This is a genomic window from Pseudonocardia parietis (assembly GCF_017876315.1).
GTDB classification, from domain to species: Bacteria; Actinomycetota; Actinomycetes; order Mycobacteriales; family Pseudonocardiaceae; genus Pseudonocardia; species Pseudonocardia parietis.
Genome location: NZ_JAGINU010000001.1, coordinates 2108610 through 2129624 on the forward strand (window position 1 = coordinate 2108610; position 21015 = coordinate 2129624).

Consider the following 21015-nt stretch of genomic DNA (forward strand, 5'->3'; position numbering starts at 1 on the left):
CGGGGGGATGCGCGATGGGGTTGATCCGCTCGTTCGTGCTGTCGGGAGCCGGGATCGCGGTGGCGTGCCTGCTGCTGCTCGGCATCGCGTTCGTGACCGGCATCTCGATGACGGTGCCCGGTGTCGTCGCGATCGAGTCGACCGTGACCGGCCCGCCGTCGGCGAGCATGACCGCGGGACCGGGGCTGGTGCCGGTCGGGCTCGGGCTCGTCGCGCTGATCGAGATCCCCGGATGGTTACGCGCCCGGCGCGCCCTCGCCGGCCCGGACCGCGCACCCGAGTCCGCCGGGCCGAGCCGGTCGTAGCCGGTCAGATCCAGCCTTCCTCCCAGGCCCGCCGGGCAGCCTCGTGCCGGGTGCGGGCGTCGAGCGTCGTCATCGCCGCCGACAGGTAGTTGCGCACGGTGCCCTGCGCCAGGTGCAGCTCGCCGGCGATGTCGGCGACCGTGCCGCCGGACCGGGCGGCGCGCAGCACGTCCAGCTCCCGCGCCGTCAGCGGGCAGTCGGCCTCGGTCAGCGCCATCGCCGCGATGTCCGGGTCCACGAACCGCCTGCCCGCGTGCACCCGGCGGACGACGTCGGCGACCTGCTGCACCGGGGTCGACTTGGGCAGGAACCCGGCGGCGCCCGCGGTCAGCGCACGCCGCAGCACCCCGGGCCGGGCGTGCCGGGTGACGACGATCGTCCGGGTCGCCGTGCCCGCGAGCTTCTCGCAGACACCGACGCCGTCCAGCACCGGCATCTCCAGGTCGAGCAGCGCGACGTCCGGACGTTCCCGGCCGGCGGCGTCCACGGCGCTACCGCCGTCCGCGCACTCGGCGACGACCGTGAGATCGGCCTCCAGGCCCAGCAGGGCGACGAGCGCGGTGCGGGTCAGCTCCTCGTCGTCGGCCACGAGCAGCCGGATCGGCACGGTCACGCCTCCACCCCCACGTTGTCGTCGGCGCCGCTGAGCAGCACCACCCGCAAGCGGAACCCGCCGGCACCGTCCGGGCCCGCCTCGACGCTCCCGCCGCGCTTGCCGATCCGGTCCCGCACCCCGGCGAGCCCGGTGCCGCCGTGCGGGTCGGGAACTTCCGGCCCGTCCGGCACGCCGTCGTTGCAGACCTCGAGCTCGGTGCGGTCCCCGGCCCGGCGGACCGCGAACGTCACCCGGGACGGGTCGCTGTGGCGCAGCACGTTCGTCGCCGCCTCCCGCACCACCGGGCCGAGCAGGGCGGCGTGCACCGCCGGCACCCTGGACGGGTCACCGGACACCGACGCGTCGGCCCCGGCGGCACGCAGCAGCCCGGCGGCGTTGCGGACCTCACCGGCGAGGTCCGCGTCGCGGTAGCCGCGCACGAGCGCCCGGGTCTCGGCGAGTGCGTCCGCGGCGAGGGTGCGGACGGTGCGGGCGTGCCGCGCCGCCGCCTCCGGATCGGAGCCGACGAGCCGCTCGGTCAGCTCGGCGTGCATCGCGATGGCGTGCAACGAGTGCCCCTGGACGTCGTGCAGCTCGGCCGCGATCCGGACGCGTTCCCGCGTCGTCGCCAGCTCGTCGGCGTCCGACCGGGCCCGGTCGAGCCGGTCGAACACCCGCACCAGCCAGATCGACGCGATGTCGGCCGCCGGCGGCATGACGAGGAAGAACAACAGCAGCACATGGCCCCAGACCGTGCCCGGACGGGGAAAGCCGGCGACTGCGGCGAGCGCCGCCGCCCCGAGCACCGCGACCCCGGCCACGACGCAGTCGGTCCGGTGCCAGCCGCGGATCGTCAGCAGCGCCGAGAGTGCCAGCCCCGGGACCATGAAGAAGACGGCCCCCAGCTCCGCGGCGTACCACCCGACCGCCAGCGCACCCGCCGTCGCGACGACCAGCGTGGCCGCGCCCACCGCGGTCCACCGGGCGCCGGCCGGATCCGGCCGGGGACCGAACAGCGCCCGGAACACCGCGGTGTGCACGGCGACGACCACGGCGACGACGGCGAGCAGCAGCAGCGACCACGGATCCAGTACCGGGAACGGCCAACGGTCGTCGACGACGGTCAGCGCCGGGATGCCGCCGAACAGCAGCGCCATCAGCAGCGGGTTCGAGCGCAGGTAGGCGCGCGCGGGGCCGAAGCCGCTCACCGGCTCCATGACAGATGTCACGACCCACCCCCCGCCGAATCCATCCCGGTACGTGCGGATCCGACCCTACTGACCGGTCCCGGCAGGCAGGACGCTCGGAAGCGACGACGAAGAGGAGTACGCGATGAGCAGCGTGATCGAGGTGGCAGGCCTGGGATTCGCCTACGGCGACACGGTCGCCGTCGACGGTGTCGATCTCGACGTGCGGCCGGGGGAGGTGTTCGGCCTGCTCGGCACGAACGGCGCCGGGAAGACGACGACGCTCGAGCTCGTCCAGGGGTTTCGCCGCCCGCAGATGGGCACCGTCCGGCTGTTCGGGCAGGACCCGGTCGCGGCGGGCCCCGCCGTGCGGCGCCGGACTGGGGTCGTCCTGCAGCAGGCGGGCTTCCTGGCCGAGCTGACCGTCGCCGAGACCGTCCGGATGACCCGGGCGCTGTCCAGCCGCACCGACGACGTCGACGACTGCATCGCCCGCGTCGGCCTCGGGCATCGCCGCGACGCCGCCGTCGACACGCTGTCCGGCGGGGAGCGGCGCCGGCTGGACATCGCCACCGCGACCTGGGGCGGCCCCGACCTGATATGTAGGCCGGTTTGTCAAGTGGGCAGGGTGAGGCGGTGTCCGCGACCGTCGTCGTGGACACCGCCTCGGTTGCCGGACGGGTGTGGTGGTGGCGAGCGTGTCGGTGTCGACGCGTCGTCAGTCTGATATGCGCGGGTTGGTTACCGCAGGACGGTCTGTTCGGCTCGAGCGGTCCGCGGGTCTAGAGATCGAGCGTGGCCCCACCTCCGCTCCCCGGCGACGGGTTGGGGGAGTGGGCTGCTCATAGGTCAGTCGCGGGTCTGCTCGCAGGCGCTGCCGTCACCACCAGTGGGCTCATCCGGACATCTGTGGTCCTCGCCGGGGTGGTTACTCGTCGAGGACGGCCAGCGACCAGGACCAGCCGGCGAGCTCGCGGGCGATCGCGGTGTTGGCGACCACGGCGCGCTTTTGGCGGGTGTCGAAGCCGGCCCAGCGGGAGTGCAGGCGCCGGTTCGCCCGTTGGGCGCGATCCCGCGCGGCCGGGCTCGCCTGGTCCTGACGGCGACGCAGTCCGACCCCGGCCCGCAGCGGCTTACGGTGGTGCCAGGCGGCCTCGATCAGCAGGCGGCGGGCGTGTCCGTTGCCTGTCTTGGTGATCGCGCCCTGCGACCGCGACGCCCCGGAGGAGGACTCGGTGGGCACCAGGCCGAGGTAGGCGCCGATCGAACGCCCGGTCAGCCGGTGCCAGTCCCCGATCTCGACGGCGAGCCCGAACGCGGTCAACGTCGAGACCCCGCGCAGGCAGCCCAGCCGGGTTACCACCGGGGTGAACTCGCTACTCGCGGCCATCTCGGTGATCGCGGCGTCCAGGCGCTCGCGCCGCGTCAGCGTGGCCAGCAGGGTGTCGTAGGCGATGTCGAAGGCCAGCCCCAGACCCGGCGCGGTGAACACCTCATCCCGGCGGCGCTCGCGCAGCCACTGATCGTGGATCCCGGTCCAGGGCTTACCGCCGTAGTAGACGATCCCCTGGCGCAGCAACAACTTCGAGAGTCGGTGCCGGGCCGACATCAGGTCCCCGCGCACGTCCTCCCGCGCCCTCACCAGGTCCCGCGCAGCTTCCTGTTCCACGCTCGGCACGGCGACCGCGACGATCTCGTCGAGGTGCAGCAACCGGGCCAGATGCCGGGCATCACGCTGATCGGTCTTGACCCGGTCCCCGGACGGGCGTTGCAGCTTCGACGGCGCCGCGACCTGGCATTCGATCCCCGCCGCGGCCAGGGACCGGGCCAGCCCGAACCCGGTCGGCCCGGCCTCGTAGGTGACCGCCACCGGGCCTGGCAGCGACCGCACCCACGCGGCCACATCACCGTGATCCGGGGTCAACCGACGCTCGAACAGCTCCCCGGTCCGCCCGTCGAGCCCACACGCCACGACCGAGCGCGCGTGCACGTCCAACCCGACACTCGTACGATTCGCACTCACTGGGGCCTCCCACATCTGTGGCTCTACCGCCAGGACCCACTCCTGTCGGCAACCCACGTTCACATGCGGGAGGCCTCAGCCCAGGCCTCCATACCGTCTAGTGATCATGGACGAGCCCACCACGGGCCTCGATCCCGAGTCGCGACGGCTGCTGTGGGAGATGGTCCGCGAGCTGCGCGCCGCAGGCACCGCCGTCGTCCTCACCACGCACTACCTGGAGGAGGCCGAGGCGCTCGCCGACCGGCTGGCGATCATGCACGCCGGCCGGGTCGCCGTCGCCGGGACGCTGGCCGAGGTGCTGGCCAGCCGGCCGGCCGCCGTCACCGCCGAGGTCGACGACGGCGTCGTCCCGCCGGCCCTGCCCGGCCTCACCACCGCACCGGCCGCGCAGGGCCGCACCGCGCTGCGTCTGGAGGCCGCCGACCTGACCCGCGCGACGCACGCGCTGACCGGCTGGGCGCTCGACACCGGTGCCGAGCTGCACCGGCTGCGGGCCGCCGAGGCCGGCCTGGACGAGGTGTTCCACGCCGTGAGCGGCGGGGCGGGCACCGAGCTGGAGGGGATCCGATGAACACGCTCACCGCCGTGCCCGATGCGCCGACGACGCACCGGGGTGGCCGCTGGTGGCGCCTGGCGCCGATCGAGGCGCGGCTGCTGCTGCGCCGCCGGACCACGCTGCTCGGCGTGCTCTCCGGGCCGCTCGTGATGATCTTCTTCGCGGTCGTCCTGCGCCCCGCCGAGCCACAGGGGTGGGGCGCGCTCGCCGGACTCGGCGCCTACATCGGGATGCTGATCTCGGTGTACACGACGGCGGCGACCGTCTTCACGCTGCGCCGCGAGTCGGGCGCGCTGTCCCGGTTGCGCACGACCGAGCTGACCGGGCCGGGGATCGTCGTCGGGACGGGGACGCCGCTGGTCGTCGTCGGCGTGGTGCAGACGCTGCTGATCGGCGCGGTCTACGTCGCACTCGGTGCGCCGCTGCCGGAGAACCCGCTGCTGCTGCTCGCCGCGCTCGTGCTCGGCGGTGCGTTCTGCGTGGCCGCCGGCGCCCTGACCAGCACGTTCAGCCGGAGCGCCGAGAGTGTCCAGTTCACGGCCGCGCCACTGCTGCTCGTCGGTTCGGTCGCGGTGAACGTCCTGAGCACGGGTGTCGACGGGGTGTTGCGCGGGATACTGCTGCTGGTTCCCGGCACCCCGGTCGCCGATCTCGTCGGCATCGCCTGGACCGGCCCGGCGGTGGCCGAGGTCGCGGGTGTTCCGTCCTGGCTGCTCGGACTGGTCGTGACGGCCGTGTGGACCGCGGTCGCCGTCGTCGGTGCGGCGGCCCGCTGGCGCTGGACGGCGCGGGGCTGAGCGATACCCGGGCGGGTGAACCCGCCGCTCGTGCGTACCCCTCCGGGTGGCCAGACGATGACCCTGCGTCGGCAGGCGGTAGCGTGCGGCCAGCAGTACGACGAGAGGACGAGGTCATGCGCCTTGCGGTCATCCCCGGTGACGGCATCGGCCCGGAAGTGATCAACGAGGCACTCAAGGTCCTCGGCGAGGTCGTCCGTGACGTGGAGACGACGGAGTACGACCTCGGTGCCGCCCGCTGGCACTCCACGGGCGAGCTGCTTCCCGAGTCGGTGCTGACCGAGATCAAGCAGCACGACGCGATCCTGCTGGGCGCGGTCGGCGATCCGTCGGTCCCCAGCGGCATCCTGGAGCGCGGCCTGCTGCTGCGGCTGCGCTTCGAGCTGGACCACCACGTCAACCTCCGCCCGGCCCGGCTCTACCCGGGCGTGCGTGGCCCGCTGTCGGGCAACCAGGAGATCGACATGGTGGTCGTGCGCGAGGGCACCGAGGGGCCGTACGTCGGCACCGGTGGCCTGCTGCGCAAGGACACCCCGCACGAGATCGCCACCGAGGTCAGTCAGAACACCGCGTTCGGTGTCGAGCGGGTCGTGCGGGACGCGTTCACCCGCGCCCAGCGGCGGCCGCGCAAGCACCTGACCCTGGTGCACAAGACCAACGTGCTGACCTACGCCGGTGCGCTGTGGTCGCGGATCGTCGAGGAGGTGTCGCTGGAGCACCCCGAGGTGTCGGTGGCCTACCAGCACGTCGACTCGACCACGATCCACATGGTCACCGACCCGGGCCGCTACGACGTGATCGTCACCGACAACCTGTTCGGCGACATCCTCACCGACCTCGCGGCCGCGGTGACCGGCGGTATCGGCCTCGCGGCCAGCGGAAACCTGGACGCGAGCCGGGTCAACCCGTCGATGTTCGAGCCGGTGCACGGCTCCGCGCCGGACATCGCGGGCCAGGGCATCGCGGACCCGACGGCCGCGGTGCTGTCGGTGGCGCTGCTGCTCGACCACCTGGGGCACTCCGACTCGGCCCGCCGTATCCAGGCGGCCGTCGCGTTCGACCTCGCGACCCGGGACCACTCGGCGACCGGCAACACGTCCTCCATCGGGGACCGGCTGGCCGCGCTGGTGTCCTCCCGTGAGGTGGCGACCCCCTAACGCCTTGCCGTGCGCGGTGGACGGGGCCGGGTGCCCCGCCCACCGCGCACGCGTGCCTAGACCTGGTCGGACGGCCCGGTCAGCAGGGTGACGCCGGCGCCGGCGAAGTTCGCCAGGTCGGCGGACGTGGCCTGCCCTTCCGCGCTGCCCATGCCGGACTGGAACGCGGCCGCGTCGGCGAACTCCAGCACGGCGACGAGGTGGTACGGCGGCTGCGTTCCGTCCGGGCCGGGGGCCGGGCGGGAGACGGTCATCCGCTGCAGCCCGGGCAGCTTCTTCGCCAGCGGTGTGTGCACCTCGTCGTAGTACTTGTCGAACGCGGACGGGTCCTCGGGCTGGTTGTAGAGCACGGTCACTTGGAACACGTGGGTGCCTTTCCGTCATGCCTACCGCGGCGCCTCGATGCGCCACGCCGGAGTCCACCTTGGTGTATCGGGACCCGCACGTACAGGGCGCGGGGTGCCGATACCCTGGGGCTCACCATGAGTACTCCAGCCCAGGTCCGGGTGCGGTTCTCGCCGTCCCCGACCGGAATTCCGCACGTCGGACTCGTCCGCACCGCCCTGTTCAACTGGGCGCACGCCCGCCACCACGGTGGCCAACTCGTCTTCCGGATCGAGGACACCGACGCCCAGCGCGACTCCGCCGAGTCCTACGAGGCCCTGCTCGACGCCCTGGGCTGGCTGGGGCTGGACTGGGACGAGGGCGTGATCAAGGGTGGCCCGCACGGCCCGTACCGGCAGAGCGAGCGCGCCGAGATCTACGCCGACGCCCTGCGGCGGCTGATCGACGGCGGTGAGGTCTACGAGTCGTTCTCCTCCGGCGAGGAGATCGAGGCCCGGCACCGGGCCGCCGGCCGCGACCCGAAGCTCGGCTACGACAACGCCGACCGTGCCCTCACCGACGCCGACAAGCAGGCATTGCGCGACGAGGGCCGGGTTCCCGTCTACCGGCTCCGGATGCCCGACCGCGACATCACCTTCACCGACCTGGTCCGCGGTGAGATCACCTTCCGCGCCGGTCAGGTGCCCGACTTCGTGCTGGCCCGCGGCGACGGCACCCCGCTGTACCCGCTGACCAACCCGGTCGACGACGCCCTGATGGAGATCACCCACGTGCTGCGCGGTGAGGACCTGCTGTCCTCCACCCCGCGGCAGATCGCGCTGCTCGAAGCGCTGCAACGCGTCGGGATCGGCAACGGCCCCTTCGTCTACGCGCACCTGCCGCTGGTGACCGGCGAGGGCAACCGCAAGCTCTCCAAGCGGGACCCGCAGTCGAACCTGTTCCACTACCGCGACCGTGGCTTCGTGCCGGAGGGCCTGCTCAACTACCTGGCCCTGCTCGGCTGGTCGATCGCCGAGGACCGCGACGTGTTCTCGCTGCAGGAGATGGTGGAGTCGTTCGACGTCTCCCGGGTGTCCGGCAACGCCGCCCGCTTCGACATCAAGAAGGCCGAGGCGATCAACGCCGCGCATCTGCGGCTGCTGTCTCCGAGCGACTTCGCCGCCCGTGTGGTGCCCTATCTCCGGGCGGAGGGGATCACGGTCGGCCCCGCGCAGGAGGAGCTCCTCGCCGCCGCCGCGCCGCTGGTCCAGGAGCGCAGCCAGGTGCTGTCCGACGCGGCCCGGATGCTCGCCTTCCTGTTCCGCGACGAGGAGTCCTTCACCCCCGACGAGGACGCCGCCGCGAAGAACCTGAACGCCGACGCCGAGCCGGTCCTCGACGCCGCCGTCACCGGCCTGACCGGGCTCGACGAGTGGACGGCCGCCTCGATCGAGGAGTCCCTCAAGGCCTCGCTGGTGGACGGCCTGGGCCTCAAGCCGCGGAAGGCGTTCGCGCCCGTGCGCGTCGCGATCAGCGGCCGGACGGTGTCGCCGCCGCTGTACGAGAGCATGGAGCTCCTGGGCCGGGAGCGGTCGCTCGCCAGGCTGGGGGCCGGTGTCAGGCGGGCCCGGGGGATGGGTTAGAGTAGTGGCATCACGGAGATCGGGGCCCGGTCACGAACTGGGCCCCGACTTCCGATGGGGTATGGTGTAATTGGCAGCACGACTGATTCTGGTTCAGTTAGTCTAGGTTCGAGTCCTGGTACCCCAGCGGAAATCGACCCCGAATCATCCAGGTTCGCGGAATCCGGTTTCTGACATCCGAATCATCTCGTCTCGGCCCCGTCGTCTAGCGGCCTAGGACGCCGCCCTCTCAAGGCGGTAGCGCGGGTTCAAATCCCGTCGGGGCTACCACGCGAGATGTATGTCGCGTTCGGATCGCGGTCACGTGATCCGACTCAGAGATGAATATCGATGTCCTCGGTCCCGTCGTCTAGCGGCCTAGGACGCCGCCCTCTCAAGGCGGTAGCGCGGGTTCAAATCCCGTCGGGACTACAACACGAAGGCCCTCGCTCTCCGGAGCGGGGGCCTTCGTCGTGTTCGGGGTGCGGTTCCGCCCGGCGCCGGCTGAATGACCTGGTGAACGGATGATCACCACTCTGGTGTCGTCGCGTGAGCTCGGAGCCGGCGACGGCTCGGTCGAGCACTGCGCTCGACCGGGCAGGAAACGTTGCCGGGGCGCCCGTTGCGACGACCCCGGCACCTCGCACCCGGCGCGGGGAGCTCGCACGCTGCAGCCGATGCGAGGTCCCCGGCGGGTCCGCGACGTCCTGGGTGACGGGTGACGGGTGCGAGGCCCCGCCCCTCGACCAGTCGACTGTCCCTCCGCGGCTCCTCGCACCCCGAGTGAGGACCTCGCAGGGACTGCAGCGCGACTGCAGCGGGTGCGAGGTCTCCCGATGGTGTGCGACGTCCCAGCCCGAGGGTGCGTGGTCCTGAGTCCGGTACGGCGCGTCGGTCGGCGGCGTGGCCCGGCCGGAGCCGGTCACGCATCGGCGCGTCCGTCGGTTGTGGGACCGATCACCCCGGTGATCAGGGAGTGGTGATGGATCGGTGCCAGATTCGGCACCGATCCTCCACGACTCCTCGATCATGGCGGCGATCCTGGTTCGCCCCGGAACGACGACCGCCCGGGTCGAGCGGGATCCGTGTCCAGGGCTGGTTCGGGGACCGAACGGCGCGGCTTGGTCACGCCGACCTCCGCTGTAGCGGATCGCAGCAAGGCGATGGTCATCGACGCGTCGATCCTGTGCGCCTCCCCGTACCGCGCACGACCGCCGTCCGCCCAGGTGCAGCGTCGGTCGCCGGCGCGGCGAGGAGGTGTCCGCCGGCACGACAGGCTCCACCGCAGGTCGCGCACCGGGCGTCGTCCGGCCGACCCCGACCCGGCCGACGAGCGGTACGGCTGTTGCGCAAGGGCTGGACCGGGCCGAGGCGTGAACGAGGCGCCTACTCCACGGGTTGGATGGAGGGGTTAGACGGATCCGGCGGCGGCGTGGTGCTCGACGATGTCGGCGGCGGGTCGCTCGACGATGTCGGCGGCGGCTTGCTCGACGATGTCGGCGGTGGATCCTCCGGCGTCGTCACCGGCGGCGGTGGCGGCGGAGGTGGCAGAGGCACGTCCTCGGACGTCGTCCGCGGCGCGGTGGTCCGTTCCCGGGTCGGCTCCGGCTCCTGCCGGACGGGGGTCTCTTCCTCCGTCGTGATCGGCGCCGCCTCGGTGGTCGTCGGCATCGCCGGCAGCTCGGGTGTGGCGTTGCTGACGTTGCGGTCCTGGGGCCAGAAGAAGACGGCGCTCAGCACGGCCAGCGCCGCGACGACGCCACCGGCACCGATCAGCAACGCGGGCGACCGGCGGGGGCCGGACGGCTCGGGGGCGACGGTCGTCTCCCCGTCGTAGGTCTCGGCGTAGCCGCCGTACACCGCGGTACCCGGGTCCGCGCCCGGGTGCCCGCCGTAGGGGGGCGGGACGATCGGGATGCGGTCGGTCGGCGGATCGGCGTCCGCGCCGTCCAGGTAGGCCGTCTGCGGGCCGTGGAACGCCGTGGGCGGGGCATCGGCCGCCATCCGCTCGGTCATCGGCGGGCCGTTCTCCCACGGCAGCGGGCCGGGATCGGCGGCGAGCGCGGACGTGGCGGGCGCGGACGACCCGGTCGCACCGAGGACGGCCGCACCGGCCGCACCGGCCCCACCGGGCGGGAACCCGGCGCCGGCCGGCGCCGCCGTCACCGGGTCGACCGGGCCGAGCGCGAGCACGGCACCCTTGCCGATGGCGTTCTTCGGGTCGGCGTCCACCTGGATCGGGCGGCCGAGCTCGGAGGACACCAGCTGCGCCACCAGCGGCACCCGGGACGAGCCGCCGACCAGCAGCACCACCGACGGCCCGGACGCGGCCAGCCCTGCGGAGGCGATCGCCCGCTGCAGCGCCTCGACCGACTCCTCGAGCCGGGGCCGGATGCGGTCCTCGAGGTCGCTGCGGTGCAGCCGCACGGTCGTCCGCACCTCGCCCAGCCACACCGGGATGGAGACCTCGGTGTCGGCGGAGAGCGCCTCCTTGGCCTCCCGGCAGTCGCGCCGCAGCCGGGCCATCTGGGTGAGGACGTCCGGGTCGGCCTCGTCGAGCGCCTCGAACGCCTGTGGCACCGCGTCCCGCACGTGGTCGACGACCGCCTGGTCGAAGTCGGCGCCGCCGAGCTGCTCGAGGCCCTCGGGCCTGCCGAGCAGGGTGAACAGCGTCCCGCCCACGACCGTGCCGCCGGTGTCGGTGGTCCCGGCGGCCTCCTTGCGCACGACGGCCGCGTCGAACGTCCCGCCGCCCAGGTCGTAGACGGCGACGGTCGCGCCGGCCTCGACCCGTTCGTTCGTGGCGTAGTGCAGCGCCGCGGCCTGCGGCTCGGTGAGGAACGTGACCGACAGCGCGCGATCGGCGAGCGCGCCGGCGAACAGGTCGCGCTTGTGCGAGCCCCAGGACGCGGGGTGGCTGACCGCCACCCGCTCCGGCGGCCCGCCCTCGGTCCGCGAGACGACCTCCACGACGTGCTCGGTCAGCAGCGCAGACAGCTGCTCGGCGGTGAACGCGTGCTCGCCCAGCGGGATCGGGGTGGGGTCACCGATCCGGCGCTTGAACTCGCGTGCAACCCGGTCGGGTTCGGTCAGCGCACGGCGTTCGGCGGCCTCGCCGAACAGCAGCGAGCCGTCGGCGGCGACGTACACGACGGACGGGATGTCCACCGACCGGTCACCGAGAGTGATCATCTCGGGGCCGGGGGTGCCGGGGCGGATGACCGCGGCCGCCGTCCTGGTCGTGCCGACGTCGATGCCCAGCAGGTAGCCCATCGTCTCCCCGGAAATGCACTCCACGCCTGAAGAGTCCGGCCCGGTGCCGGACCCCCTCACGGTAGTGGAGATCCGATCGGCGACCTCAGGCGAGGCGGTGCTGCAGGGCGTCGGCGGCGGCGAGCAGGTCGGCGGCCCACCGCACCCCTGGTCGTCGGCCGATCCGGTCCACCGGCCCGGACACCGACACGGCGGCGACGACCTGTCCGCCGTTGTCGCGCACCGGCGCGGAGACCGACGCGACGCCGGCCTCCCGCTCGGCGACGCTCTGCGCCCAGCCGCGGCGCCGGACGTCGATCAGGACGCGCTCGGAGTACGTGGCCTCGGCGAGGATCAACCGCTGGGTCTGCACGTCGCACCAGGCGGCGAGCACCTTGGCGCCGGACCCGGCGGTCATCGGCAGCCGGGAGCCGACCGGCACGGTGTCCCGGAGCCCGGACGGCGGCTCGGCGTGTGCGATGCAGACCCGGTGCACGCCGTCGCGCCGGTACAGCTGGACGCTCTCGCCGGTGATGTCCCGCAGCCGGGGCAGGACGGCGGTCGCGGCGTCGAGCAACGGGTCCGAACGCCCGCCGGCCAGCTGGCTCAGCGTCGGCCCGGGGTGCCAGCGGCCGTCGGGCGTACGCAGGAGCATGCCGTGTGCCTCGAGCCCCACCGCGAGCCGGTGTGCCGTCGCGCGGGGCAGGCCCGTGCGCTCGCAGAGTTCGGCCAGCCCACAGGGGCCCTCGGCCGTCGCCCGGAGAACCCCCACCGCCTTGTCGAGCACGCCGATCCCGCTAGACTGTCCCACGTTCCGATACTAACTTTCCACGATCTGGGAAGTCCACCACCACGTCTGCGATCCGCGAGAAGGGGAGGCGAGCGTGAGCACCGGTACCGCGCACCCACGCACGCTGGCCGAGAAGGTCTGGGACCGGCACCTCGTCCGGAAGGGCGAGGGCGACGAGCCCGACCTGCTCTACATCGACCTGCACCTGGTGCACGAGGTCACCAGCCCGCAGGCGTTCGACGGGCTCCGGCTCGCCGGCCGCGAGGTCCGCCGCCCGGACCTGACCCTCGCCACCGAGGACCACAACGTCCCGACGCTCGACGTCCTCGCCCCGATCGCCGACGAGGTCTCCCGTACCCAGGTCGAGACGCTGCGGCGCAACTGCGAGGAGTTCGGCGTCCGGCTGTACCCGATGAACGACCCCGAGCAGGGGATCGTGCACGTCGTCGGGCCGCAGCTGGGACTGACCCAGCCGGGCACCACCGTCGTCTGCGGCGACTCGCACACATCCACGCACGGTGCGTTCGGCGCGATGGCCTTCGGCATCGGCACCTCCGAGGTCGAGCACGTGCTGGCCACGCAGACGCTGCCGCTCAAGCCGTTCAAAACCATGGCGATCAACGTGACGTCGAAGGACGGCACGCTCCGTCCGGGCGTCACCAGCAAGGACGTCATCCTCGCGGTGATCGCGAAGATCGGTACCGGCGGCGGGCAGGGCCACGTGCTGGAGTACCGGGGCAACGTCATCGAGAACCTCTCGATGGAGGCTCGGATGACGGTCTGCAACATGTCGATCGAGGCAGGCGCCCGGGCCGGGATGATCGCTCCCGACGCGACGACGTTCGCCTACCTCGAGGGGCGCGACCACGCGCCGTCCGGTGCGGACTGGGACGCCGCCGTCGAGGACTGGAAGAGCCTGCGCACCGACGAGGGCGCCGAGTTCGACCGGGTCGTCGACATCGACGCCGACGAGCTGACCCCCTTCGTCACCTGGGGCACCAACCCGGGTCAGGGCCTTCCGCTGAGCGAATCGGTCCCGGACCCCTCGGCCATCGCCGACGAGGCCGCGCGCGCCTCGGTCGAGAAGTCCCTGGCCTACATGGGCCTGACCGCCGGGACCCCGCTGCGTGACGTCGCGGTGGACGCCGTGTTCGTCGGTTCCTGCACCAACGGCCGGATCGAGGACCTGCGCTCGGTCGCGAAGGTGCTGGACGGCCGGACGATCGCCGACGGCGTCCGGATGCTGGTCGTGCCCGGTTCGATGCGGGTGCGGTTCCAGGCCGAGGACGAGGGTCTGGACAAGATCTTCAGCGGCGCCGGTGCGGAGTGGCGCTCGGCCGGGTGCTCGATGTGTCTGGGCATGAACCCCGACCAGCTCGCCCCGGGGGAACGCTGCGCGTCGACCTCGAACCGCAACTTCGAAGGACGGCAGGGCAAGGGCGGTCGCACCCACCTGGTGTCACCGCTGGTCGCCGCCGCCACCGCCGTCCGTGGCACCCTCTCGAGCCCGGAGGACCTGGACTGATGGACAAGTTCGAGACCCACACCGGGATCGGCGTGCCGCTGCGCTGGTCCAACGTGGACACCGACCAGATCATCCCCGCCGTCTACCTCAAGCGGGTCACCCGGACCGGCTTCGAGGACGGCCTGTTCTCGGCCTGGCGCCAGGACCCGTCGTTCGTGCTGAACAACGAGCCGTACGACCGCGGGTCGGTGCTGGTCGCCGGCCCGGACTTCGGCACCGGGTCGTCCCGCGAGCACGCCGTCTGGGCGCTGATGGACTACGGCTTCCGGGTCGTGATCTCGGCTCGGTTCGCCGACATCTTCCGCGGCAACTCGGCCAAGGCCGGCCTGGTGGCCGCGGAGGTCGAGCAGCCGGACGTCGAGCTGATCTGGAAGAAGCTCGAGAACGAGCCCGGCACCCGGGTGACCGTCGACCTCGCGGAGAAGACGATCCAGGTCGGTGACCTGACCGTGTCGTTCCAGATCGACGACTACGCCCGGTGGCGACTGCTGGAGGGGCTCGACGACATCGGGCTGACCCTGCGGCACGAGGGCGCGATCACCGCTTTCGAGGGAACCCGGCCGGGACGGATGCCGCGCACCCTCACCTGAGGTCGCGACGGGCGGTCGCACCCTCCCCGACGGGTGGGTGCGACCACCCGGATGGACCTGTCCGACCGGGCAGGATGCGATCTGGACTCGCGGCGGGATCTGGTGCGGGGCATGGCCACAGCCTTACCGTTCGTGACCATGAACAAGGCTCAGCTCGTCGATGCGCTGACCGCCCGACTCGGCGATCGCCGCTCCGCTGCCGCTGCCGTGGACGCGATGGTCGAGGTGATCGTGGACACCGTCGGCTCGGGTGGCTCGGTCACCCTGACCGGGTTCGGGGTGTTCGAGCCGCGCCAGCGCGCGCCGCGCACCGCCCGGAACCCGCGGACCGGGGAGACCGTGCCCGTCGGCGAGACGGTCGTGCCGTCGTTCCGGCCGGGGGCCGCGTTCAAGGAGCGGGTCGCCGCCAGCGAGGCCGCCGCGGCCGGGGCGACGAGTGCGCCTCGCCGGAGCCCGCGTGACTCCGCGGCCGACACCTCCTCGGACGGGTCGGCCGAGGCCGGCCGGGCGTCGGGGCGCACGGCCAAGCGTGCCGCTGGAAGCCGGACCGCCGGCGCTGCGAAGTCGGCGGGCGCGGGGAAAACCGCCGACGCCGGGAAGTCGGCGAGTGCCGGGAAGTCGGCGAGTGCTGGGAAATCGGCCGGCTCGAAGGACGGCCGTACGACGGCCACGAAGAAGGCCGTCCCGCCGGACACGAATGCCGCCGACGCTGCCGAGGCCCCGGCGAAGAAGAGATCCGCCCCGCGGAAGAAGGCGACCGCCGCCGAGAAGTAGCTCCGCGCTGCCCATACCCCCGCCCCGCCCCGCCCCGCCCCGTGCCACAGCCCCATGGCCCCGGGCCTCGGGGGCCACGCGTCTTCCGCCCGCCCCGCCCTCGGGTCTGCGAGGACTCGGGCCCGCGAGGGGCACAAGGGAGCAGTTCGATCATGCGGTGGTCGCGCTGAGGTGCCCCTCGTGAGCTCTGCATCTCCGGCCGGCGCCGCGAGGGGTACGTGTGCGTTGTTCGATCAAGTGCCGGATGCGCTGGTGTGCCCCTCGCGGGGGCCGCCGCTGCGCGGCATGTGTTCACGGCGGGCCCCGAGCTCCCGCCCCGGCTCGGGCCTGTGGATGCCACGGGTCTCCCGCCCGTCCCGCCGCGCCCTGGGTCCCGGTCCGCGCGGCCCCGCCTCGGTCCCTGGGTCCGTGAGGGGTACAGGGGAGTAGTTCGATCATGCGGTGGTCGCGCTGAGGTGCCCCTCGTGAGCTCTGCATCTCCGGCCGGCGCCGCGAGAGGTACGTGTGTGTCGTCCGATCATGTGCTGGGTGCGTTGGTGTGGCCCTCGCGGAGTCCGCCGCTGCGCAGCATGTGTTCACGGCGGGCCCGCAGGTCGCGGATCGTTCGTACGGTGTGGTCCGGGGTCCGGTAGAGGCCGGCGGCGTCGATGCGGAGCGTGTGCCAGCCGAGTGCGGACGTCCGCCTGTCCCGGGCGCGGTCCAGTGCGTCGTCGTGGTCCTCGCTGTCGTACTCGACGGCGAGCAACGCCTCGGGATAGGCGAGGTCGAAGCGGGCCCAGGGAAAGTCGCGCCCGTCGAACAGCGGGAACTGCACCTGCGGAACGGGTAGCCCGGCCAGCACGAGGAGTAACCGCAGCCGGGTCTCCGGCGGTGACTCCGCGCGCGGATCGGCGAGTTCGACGATCCGCTCCAACCTGCGCACGCCCCGCGCCCGTGGACACGCCTCCTTCCAGGCGAGCAGCTCGCCGGGGTCGAACCCGGGGCTGGGCGAGAGCCTCCGGGAGATCGCGGACACGTCGCGGCTCACGATCGTCCCCGGCGGGAGCGCCACGAACGTCGGGCGTTCGCGGTCCCGCGCCGCGAGCGCGTCCACCGCGACGACCGCCTCGACCAGGTCGAGCCGGCGGCCGAGGGCCCATGCCGTGCGCAGCGGGGACGTCGCCCGGACGCCGTCGACGATCCCGGTGTGCGCGAGCGGGCCCTTGTGCGCGACGAGGCCGGGATGTGCCCGGACCCGTCCGGGGGCGACGATCTCCGCCGGCGCGTACCGGTCCCCGCAGGAAGCCCCGAGCAGCTCGGCCGCCGAGAACCCCGCCGCCGCGCCGCGTCCCTCGACGAACAGTGCCGCGGCCCGGGCACGCACCGACGGCGTGATCGGGACGGTCGCGTCGATGTAGATGTCCGGGAACAGCCGCCGAAACCGCGGCCCACGCAGGTGCCCCTTGGTGAGCAGACCGCGAGCGACGGCCTCGGACCCCCGGAACGGTTCGACACCCATGAGAGAAGCGTGCGCGTGGTTCGCCTCCGTCACGTCCGCGCTGCGGCCGGTGTTCGCGATCGCGATCGTCCCGCCACCCGCACCGCACCCCGTCCCGTCCCGCGGCATGGCATGGCGTGGGGGGCCGCCGAGCTGTCACACGAGGGGTACACGAGAACAGCGAGCCCGAGATCGAACTGCGCTCCTGTGCCCCTGGGGGGCGCTCCGCGGCGTGCAGCGCACGAGGGGTACCTCAGCGCGGCCACCCCATGATCGAACTACTCTGCTGCGCCCCTCGCGGGTCACCCTGCGAGGCCCGGTATGCGAGGGGTACGTGAGCGCGGTCGACGCATGATCGAGCCGCTCTCATGTGCCCCTGGTGGAACGCTCCGCGGGGCGCGGCGCACGAGGGGTACCTCAGCGCGGCCGTCCCATGATCGAGCTGCCCTCATGTGCCCCTCGCGGGTCACCCGCCGCGGCGCGGCACACGAGGGGTACCTGAGCGCGGTCTACGCATGATCGAACTGCGCTCGTGTGCCCCTCGTGCGAACTCGCGGCCGTGAGCGGGCGGTGAGGGGGCGGCGCGAGGAGCGGATGCGGGTAGCGGGGAGCGAGCGCGGGGAGCGGGGAGTGGCGCGCCGAGGTCAGCTGGGCGGGCGGCGGTAGTAGTCGGCGAAGAGCAGGGTGCCGGAGTCGGCGAAGCCCAGGACCCAGGTGCTGGCTTTGTGGGAGGGTACGTCGTCGTAGGGCGTGCCGGCCTCCTCGAACAGGGCACCGAGGACGTCCGGGATCACCCCGCCCTGGCTGCAGGCCAGTGTCACGCCGGGCTGCGCCGCGAGCTCGCGGAACCGGGCGAGGCCGGCGTCCGGGTCGTTCCAGTAGTCGTCCTCCCCGAGCAGCGGCTCCACCGGGATCTCCTCCGGGGCCCCGGAGCCGAGGCCGCTCTTCCCGGCGAACGGGGCGAGGGTCTGCCCGCACCGCAGCGGCGGCGCCGTGCAGAGCCGGTCCGGCCCGAACCGGGGCAGGAACGACGCCAGCCGGTCGGCCTGGGTGTTCCCGGTCCCGGAGAGCGGGCGCAGATCGTCGTCGCACTCCCAGGCCTCACGGTTGCCGGCCTTCGCGTGCCGGACCAACACCACCGTCGACGTCGGCACCCCGACCGTGGCGAGCCGCGCGATCAGCTCGGCGTCGTGCGGGTAGTCGACCAGCGACGCGGCGTCGCCGGGGGAGAGCCAGCGCAGCTCGTCGGTCTCGTCGGTCGGGGTGAAGGGTTCCCCGCCGACGACCTCGGCCGCCCAGTGGTGCACGACCTTGCGGCCCTTGCCCGGCACCGTGTAGGTCGTGTGCCCGCACCGCCCGCCGAGCCGGCAGTCCAGCCCGGTCTCCTCGAGCGTCTCGCGCAGCGCGGTGCGGGTGAGCGGCTCGCCCGGATCCTGGTGTCCCTTGGGCAGGGACCAGTCGTCGTACCGGGGCCGGTGCACCACCGCTATCTCCAGCGACCCGTCGGTAGCGCGGCGGTAGGGCACGGTCCCGGCGGCGACGACGTCGGCGAGCCCCGCCGGGTCGACCTCCGCGCCGTCGGTACGCAGCGGGAAGAGCAGCGACATCAGGCTCGTCTCAATCCTCGGCCGGACCGCGCCGCGAGTTCATCATCTCGACCTGGTGGTCGCGCACCCGGACGTTGTCCGAACCCGGTGCCGGCGACGGCGACCAGGCCCCGTCCGGCCCGAGTGTCCAGCATCGGGTGGCGGGATCGAGGCAGGAGTCGAACATCGTGCCGAGCTGGTCGGCGAGCTTCGGGTCCGCGACTCGCAGCATGGCCTCGACGCGGCGGTCCAGGTTGCGGTGCATCATGTCCGCCGAGCCGAGCCAGTACTCGTCGGCGGCGCCGAAGTGCAGCACCCGGGAGTGCTCCAGGAACGGCCCCAGGATCGACCGCACGTGGATGTTCTCGCTCAGGCCCGGGCGGCCGGGGATCATCGCGCAGATCCCGCGGACGACGATGTCGACCGGCACCCCGGCCTGCGACGCCCGGTAGCAGGCGTCGATCACCGCCTCGTCGACCAACGAGTTGACCTTGATCCGGACCCGGGCGCCGGGCTCACCGGAGCGGAGCGCCTCGATCTCGTCGTCGATCCGGCGGATGATGCCGCGCCGGATCCCGTACGGCGCGACTAGCAGGCTCCGGTACGACGTCTGCCGCGAGTAGCCGGTCAGCGAGTTGAACAGGTCGGTGAGGTCGGCCCCGATCGTCGGGTCGGCGGTGAGCACACCGACGTCCTCGTAGAGCCGTGCCGTCTTCGGGTTGTAGTTGCCGGTGCCGACGTGGCAGTACCGGCGGATCTCCGATCCCTCCTGCCGGACGACCAGCGCCGTCTTGCAGTGCGTCTTGAGCCCCACCAGGCCGTAGACGACGTGCACACCGGCCTTCTCCAGCTGGCGCGCCCAGCGGATGTTGGCCTGCTCGTCGAAGCGGGCCTTGATCTCGACCAGCGCGACGACCTGCTTACCGGCCTCGGCGGCGTCGATCAGCGCGTTGACGATCGGGGAGTCGCCGGACGTCCGGTACAGCGTCTGCTTGATCGCGAGCACGTTCGGGTCCGCGGCGGCCTGCTCGATGAACCGCTGGACGCTGGTGGAGAACGAGTCGTACGGGTGGTGCACCAGCACGTCGCCCTCGCGCAGGGTCGCGAACACGCTGCGGGGTGTCTCCCGCTCGGCGAACGCGGGGTGCGTGGCCGGGCGGAACGGCTCGTCCTTGAGGTCCGGCCGGTTCAGCCCGTGCACCTGCCAGAGGCTGGTCAGGTCGAGCGGCCCGGGGACGGTGACGACGTCGTTCGGGTCGACGTCGAGCTCGCGCAGCAACAGCTCCAGCACGTGCTCGGACATCGAGTCGAGGACCTCGAGCCGCACCGGCGGGCCGAACCGGCGCCGGGCCAGCTCCCGCTCGAGGGCTTGGAGCAGGTCCTCGTCCCGGTCCTCCTCGACCTCCAGGTCGGCGTTGCGGGTGACGCGGAACGGGTGGACCTCGGTGACCTCCATGCCGGTGAACAGGTCCCCGAGGTGCGCGGCGATCAGGCCCTCGATCGGCAGGAACGTGATCTGACGGTTCCCGGCGCGGGCGTCGGTGCCCGGCGGGTCGACGGTCACCAGCCGCGGGACGTTGTTCGGCACCTTCACCCGCGCGAAGCGTTCGGTGCGGCCCTCCGGGTCGCGCACCGTCACCGCGAGATTGAGCGACAGCCCGGAGATGTAGGGGAACGGGTGCGCCGGATCCACCGCGAGCGGGGTGAGCACCGGGAACACGTGCTCGGAGAAGTAGTCGGACAGGCGCAGGCGCTCGGCGTCGGTGAGATCGTCCCAGGAACGGATGTGGACGCCGGCCGCGTCCAGCTCGGGGCGCAGTTCCTCGGTGAAGACCTCGGCGTGCGCCCGGGACAGCGCCCGCGACCGCTCGGCGATCCGGGCGAGCTGCTGGCGCGGCGTGAGCCCGTCCGCACTGCGCACCGACAGGCCGGTCTCGTCGCGCCGCTTCAGCCCGGCCACCCGGACCATGTAGAACTCGTCGAGGTTCGAGGCGAAGATCGCCAGGAACTTCGCGCGCTCCAGCAACGGCTGGCTGGAGTCCTCGGCGAGCGCCAGCACGCGGGCGTTGAAGTCCAGCCAGGAGAGCTCGCGGTTGAGATAGCGGTCATCGGGCAGGACGTCCGGCATCGACGACGCCGGCACGGTCGCCCCGGCGGGCGGAGCGATCGGCGCGGCCCCGAGGTTCGTCGGCGCCGCCGGTGGTGCGGGGGGCCCGGCCTGTGTCGGCTGGGCCGGGATGTCGGCGTTCGGGACCGCCTGCTCGGTGACGGTCCGGCCGGTCGTGTGGACCCGGCGCGAGGCCGGTCGTGGTGCGCGCCGCCCCGCGGGCCGGGCCCGCGGCCCCGAGGCCGCGGCGCCGCTCCGTCCGGTCGGGGTTGCCGAGTCGTCACTCACGTGGCGATTGTTTCGTACCGGGGGCGTGGCGGCCAAACAGGCACCGGCCGCGGAAGATGA

General features: G+C 72.9%; 18 protein-coding genes and 3 tRNA genes. 12 read left to right on the forward strand and 9 right to left on the reverse strand.

Annotated features, from left to right (window positions below; translation table 11 throughout):
- Positions 1–14 precede the first annotated feature (14 nt).
- Positions 15–305, forward strand: a complete 291-nt coding sequence (locus JOF36_RS09940; protein WP_210026344.1) for a hypothetical protein — start codon at positions 15–17, stop codon at positions 303–305.
- A 4-nt stretch (positions 306–309) separates the two neighbouring features.
- Here JOF36_RS09940 and JOF36_RS09945 read toward each other — a convergent pair whose 3' ends face one another.
- A complete protein-coding gene (locus JOF36_RS09945; protein ID WP_210026345.1) occupies positions 310–918 on the reverse strand; it encodes a response regulator transcription factor in 609 nt (202 codons plus the stop codon).
- Positions 915–2129: a sensor histidine kinase gene (locus tag JOF36_RS40805; protein WP_210026346.1), complete on the reverse strand. Its 1215-nt coding sequence runs from the start codon at positions 2127–2129 to the stop codon at positions 915–917. The genes JOF36_RS09945 and JOF36_RS40805 overlap by 4 nt, the downstream gene beginning before the upstream one ends.
- A gap of 103 nt (positions 2130–2232) precedes the next feature.
- On the opposite strand from JOF36_RS40805, the gene JOF36_RS09955 reads away from it, so the two are divergent.
- Positions 2233–2814: an ATP-binding cassette domain-containing protein gene (locus tag JOF36_RS09955; RefSeq protein ID WP_210026347.1), complete on the forward strand. Its 582-nt coding sequence runs from the start codon at positions 2233–2235 to the stop codon at positions 2812–2814.
- Positions 2815–3015: 201 nt separating this feature from the next.
- Here the strand turns inward: JOF36_RS09955 and JOF36_RS09960 are convergent, their stop codons facing one another.
- Positions 3016–4110, reverse strand: a complete 1095-nt coding sequence (locus tag JOF36_RS09960; protein WP_307862211.1) for an IS110 family RNA-guided transposase — start codon at positions 4108–4110, stop codon at positions 3016–3018.
- A 13-nt stretch (positions 4111–4123) separates the two neighbouring features.
- On the opposite strand from JOF36_RS09960, the gene JOF36_RS09965 reads away from it, so the two are divergent.
- From JOF36_RS09965 to JOF36_RS09975, 3 genes are all read left to right on the forward strand, one after another.
- Positions 4124–4681: an AAA family ATPase gene (locus JOF36_RS09965; protein WP_307862747.1), complete on the forward strand. Its 558-nt coding sequence runs from the start codon at positions 4124–4126 to the stop codon at positions 4679–4681.
- Positions 4678–5463, forward strand: a complete 786-nt coding sequence (locus tag JOF36_RS09970; RefSeq protein WP_210026349.1) for an ABC transporter permease — start codon at positions 4678–4680, stop codon at positions 5461–5463. The genes JOF36_RS09965 and JOF36_RS09970 overlap by 4 nt, the downstream gene beginning before the upstream one ends.
- Before the next feature lie 116 nt (positions 5464–5579).
- Complete coding sequence (locus tag JOF36_RS09975; protein WP_210026350.1) at positions 5580–6620, forward strand: 3-isopropylmalate dehydrogenase; 1041 nt, start codon at positions 5580–5582, stop codon at positions 6618–6620.
- Positions 6621–6676: 56 nt separating this feature from the next.
- On the opposite strand, the gene JOF36_RS09980 is transcribed toward JOF36_RS09975, so the two are convergent.
- Positions 6677–6985, reverse strand: a complete 309-nt coding sequence (locus JOF36_RS09980; protein WP_210026351.1) for an EthD family reductase — start codon at positions 6983–6985, stop codon at positions 6677–6679.
- A gap of 117 nt (positions 6986–7102) precedes the next feature.
- Between JOF36_RS09980 and gltX the strand changes: the two genes are divergently transcribed.
- The 4 genes from gltX to JOF36_RS10000 all read left to right on the forward strand — a co-directional run bounded on the left by gltX (position 7103) and on the right by JOF36_RS10000 (position 8998).
- The gene (gene gltX / locus JOF36_RS09985; RefSeq protein WP_210026352.1) at positions 7103–8587 is read left to right on the forward strand and encodes a glutamate--tRNA ligase; all 1485 of its coding nucleotides are present in this window, start codon (positions 7103–7105) and stop codon (positions 8585–8587) included.
- Between the two features lie 55 nt (positions 8588–8642).
- Positions 8643–8714: transfer RNA gene (locus JOF36_RS09990), tRNA-Gln, on the forward strand.
- Positions 8715–8781: 67 nt separating this feature from the next.
- Positions 8782–8857: transfer RNA gene (locus tag JOF36_RS09995), tRNA-Glu, on the forward strand.
- A 68-nt stretch (positions 8858–8925) separates the two neighbouring features.
- A tRNA-Glu gene (locus JOF36_RS10000) sits at positions 8926–8998 on the forward strand.
- Between the two features lie 954 nt (positions 8999–9952).
- Here the strand turns inward: JOF36_RS10000 and JOF36_RS10005 are convergent.
- Positions 9953–11863: an Hsp70 family protein gene (locus JOF36_RS10005; RefSeq protein ID WP_307862295.1), complete on the reverse strand. Its 1911-nt coding sequence runs from the start codon at positions 11861–11863 to the stop codon at positions 9953–9955.
- Positions 11864–11924: 61 nt separating this feature from the next.
- A complete protein-coding gene (locus JOF36_RS10010) occupies positions 11925–12629 on the reverse strand; it encodes an IclR family transcriptional regulator (protein ID WP_210026353.1) in 705 nt (234 codons plus the stop codon).
- A gap of 73 nt (positions 12630–12702) precedes the next feature.
- Between JOF36_RS10010 and leuC the strand changes: the two genes are divergently transcribed.
- The 3 genes from leuC (at position 12703) to JOF36_RS10025 (ending at position 15497) form a co-directional block, all read left to right on the forward strand.
- Entirely contained in the window at positions 12703–14133 is a 1431-nt protein-coding gene (leuC, locus tag JOF36_RS10015; protein WP_210026354.1) for a 3-isopropylmalate dehydratase large subunit, read from the forward strand.
- Complete coding sequence (leuD, locus tag JOF36_RS10020) at positions 14133–14723, forward strand: 3-isopropylmalate dehydratase small subunit (RefSeq protein WP_210026355.1); 591 nt, start codon at positions 14133–14135, stop codon at positions 14721–14723. Before leuC ends, leuD begins: the two co-directional genes overlap by 1 nt.
- 138 nt (positions 14724–14861) lie before the next feature.
- Positions 14862–15497 (forward strand): HU family DNA-binding protein, encoded by a 636-nt coding sequence (locus JOF36_RS10025; protein WP_210026356.1) that lies wholly within the window; start codon positions 14862–14864, stop codon positions 15495–15497.
- A 517-nt stretch (positions 15498–16014) separates the two neighbouring features.
- Here the strand turns inward: JOF36_RS10025 and JOF36_RS10030 are convergent.
- The 3 genes from JOF36_RS10030 to JOF36_RS10040 form a co-directional block, all read right to left on the reverse strand.
- A complete protein-coding gene (locus JOF36_RS10030) occupies positions 16015–16995 on the reverse strand; it encodes a putative endonuclease domain-containing protein (RefSeq protein WP_210026358.1) in 981 nt (326 codons plus the stop codon).
- A gap of 623 nt (positions 16996–17618) precedes the next feature.
- A complete protein-coding gene (locus JOF36_RS10035) occupies positions 17619–18581 on the reverse strand; it encodes an NUDIX hydrolase (protein ID WP_210026359.1) in 963 nt (320 codons plus the stop codon).
- 10 nt (positions 18582–18591) lie between these two features.
- Complete coding sequence (locus tag JOF36_RS10040; RefSeq protein WP_210026360.1) at positions 18592–20955, reverse strand: RNA degradosome polyphosphate kinase; 2364 nt, start codon at positions 20953–20955, stop codon at positions 18592–18594.
- Positions 20956–21015 lie beyond the last annotated feature (60 nt).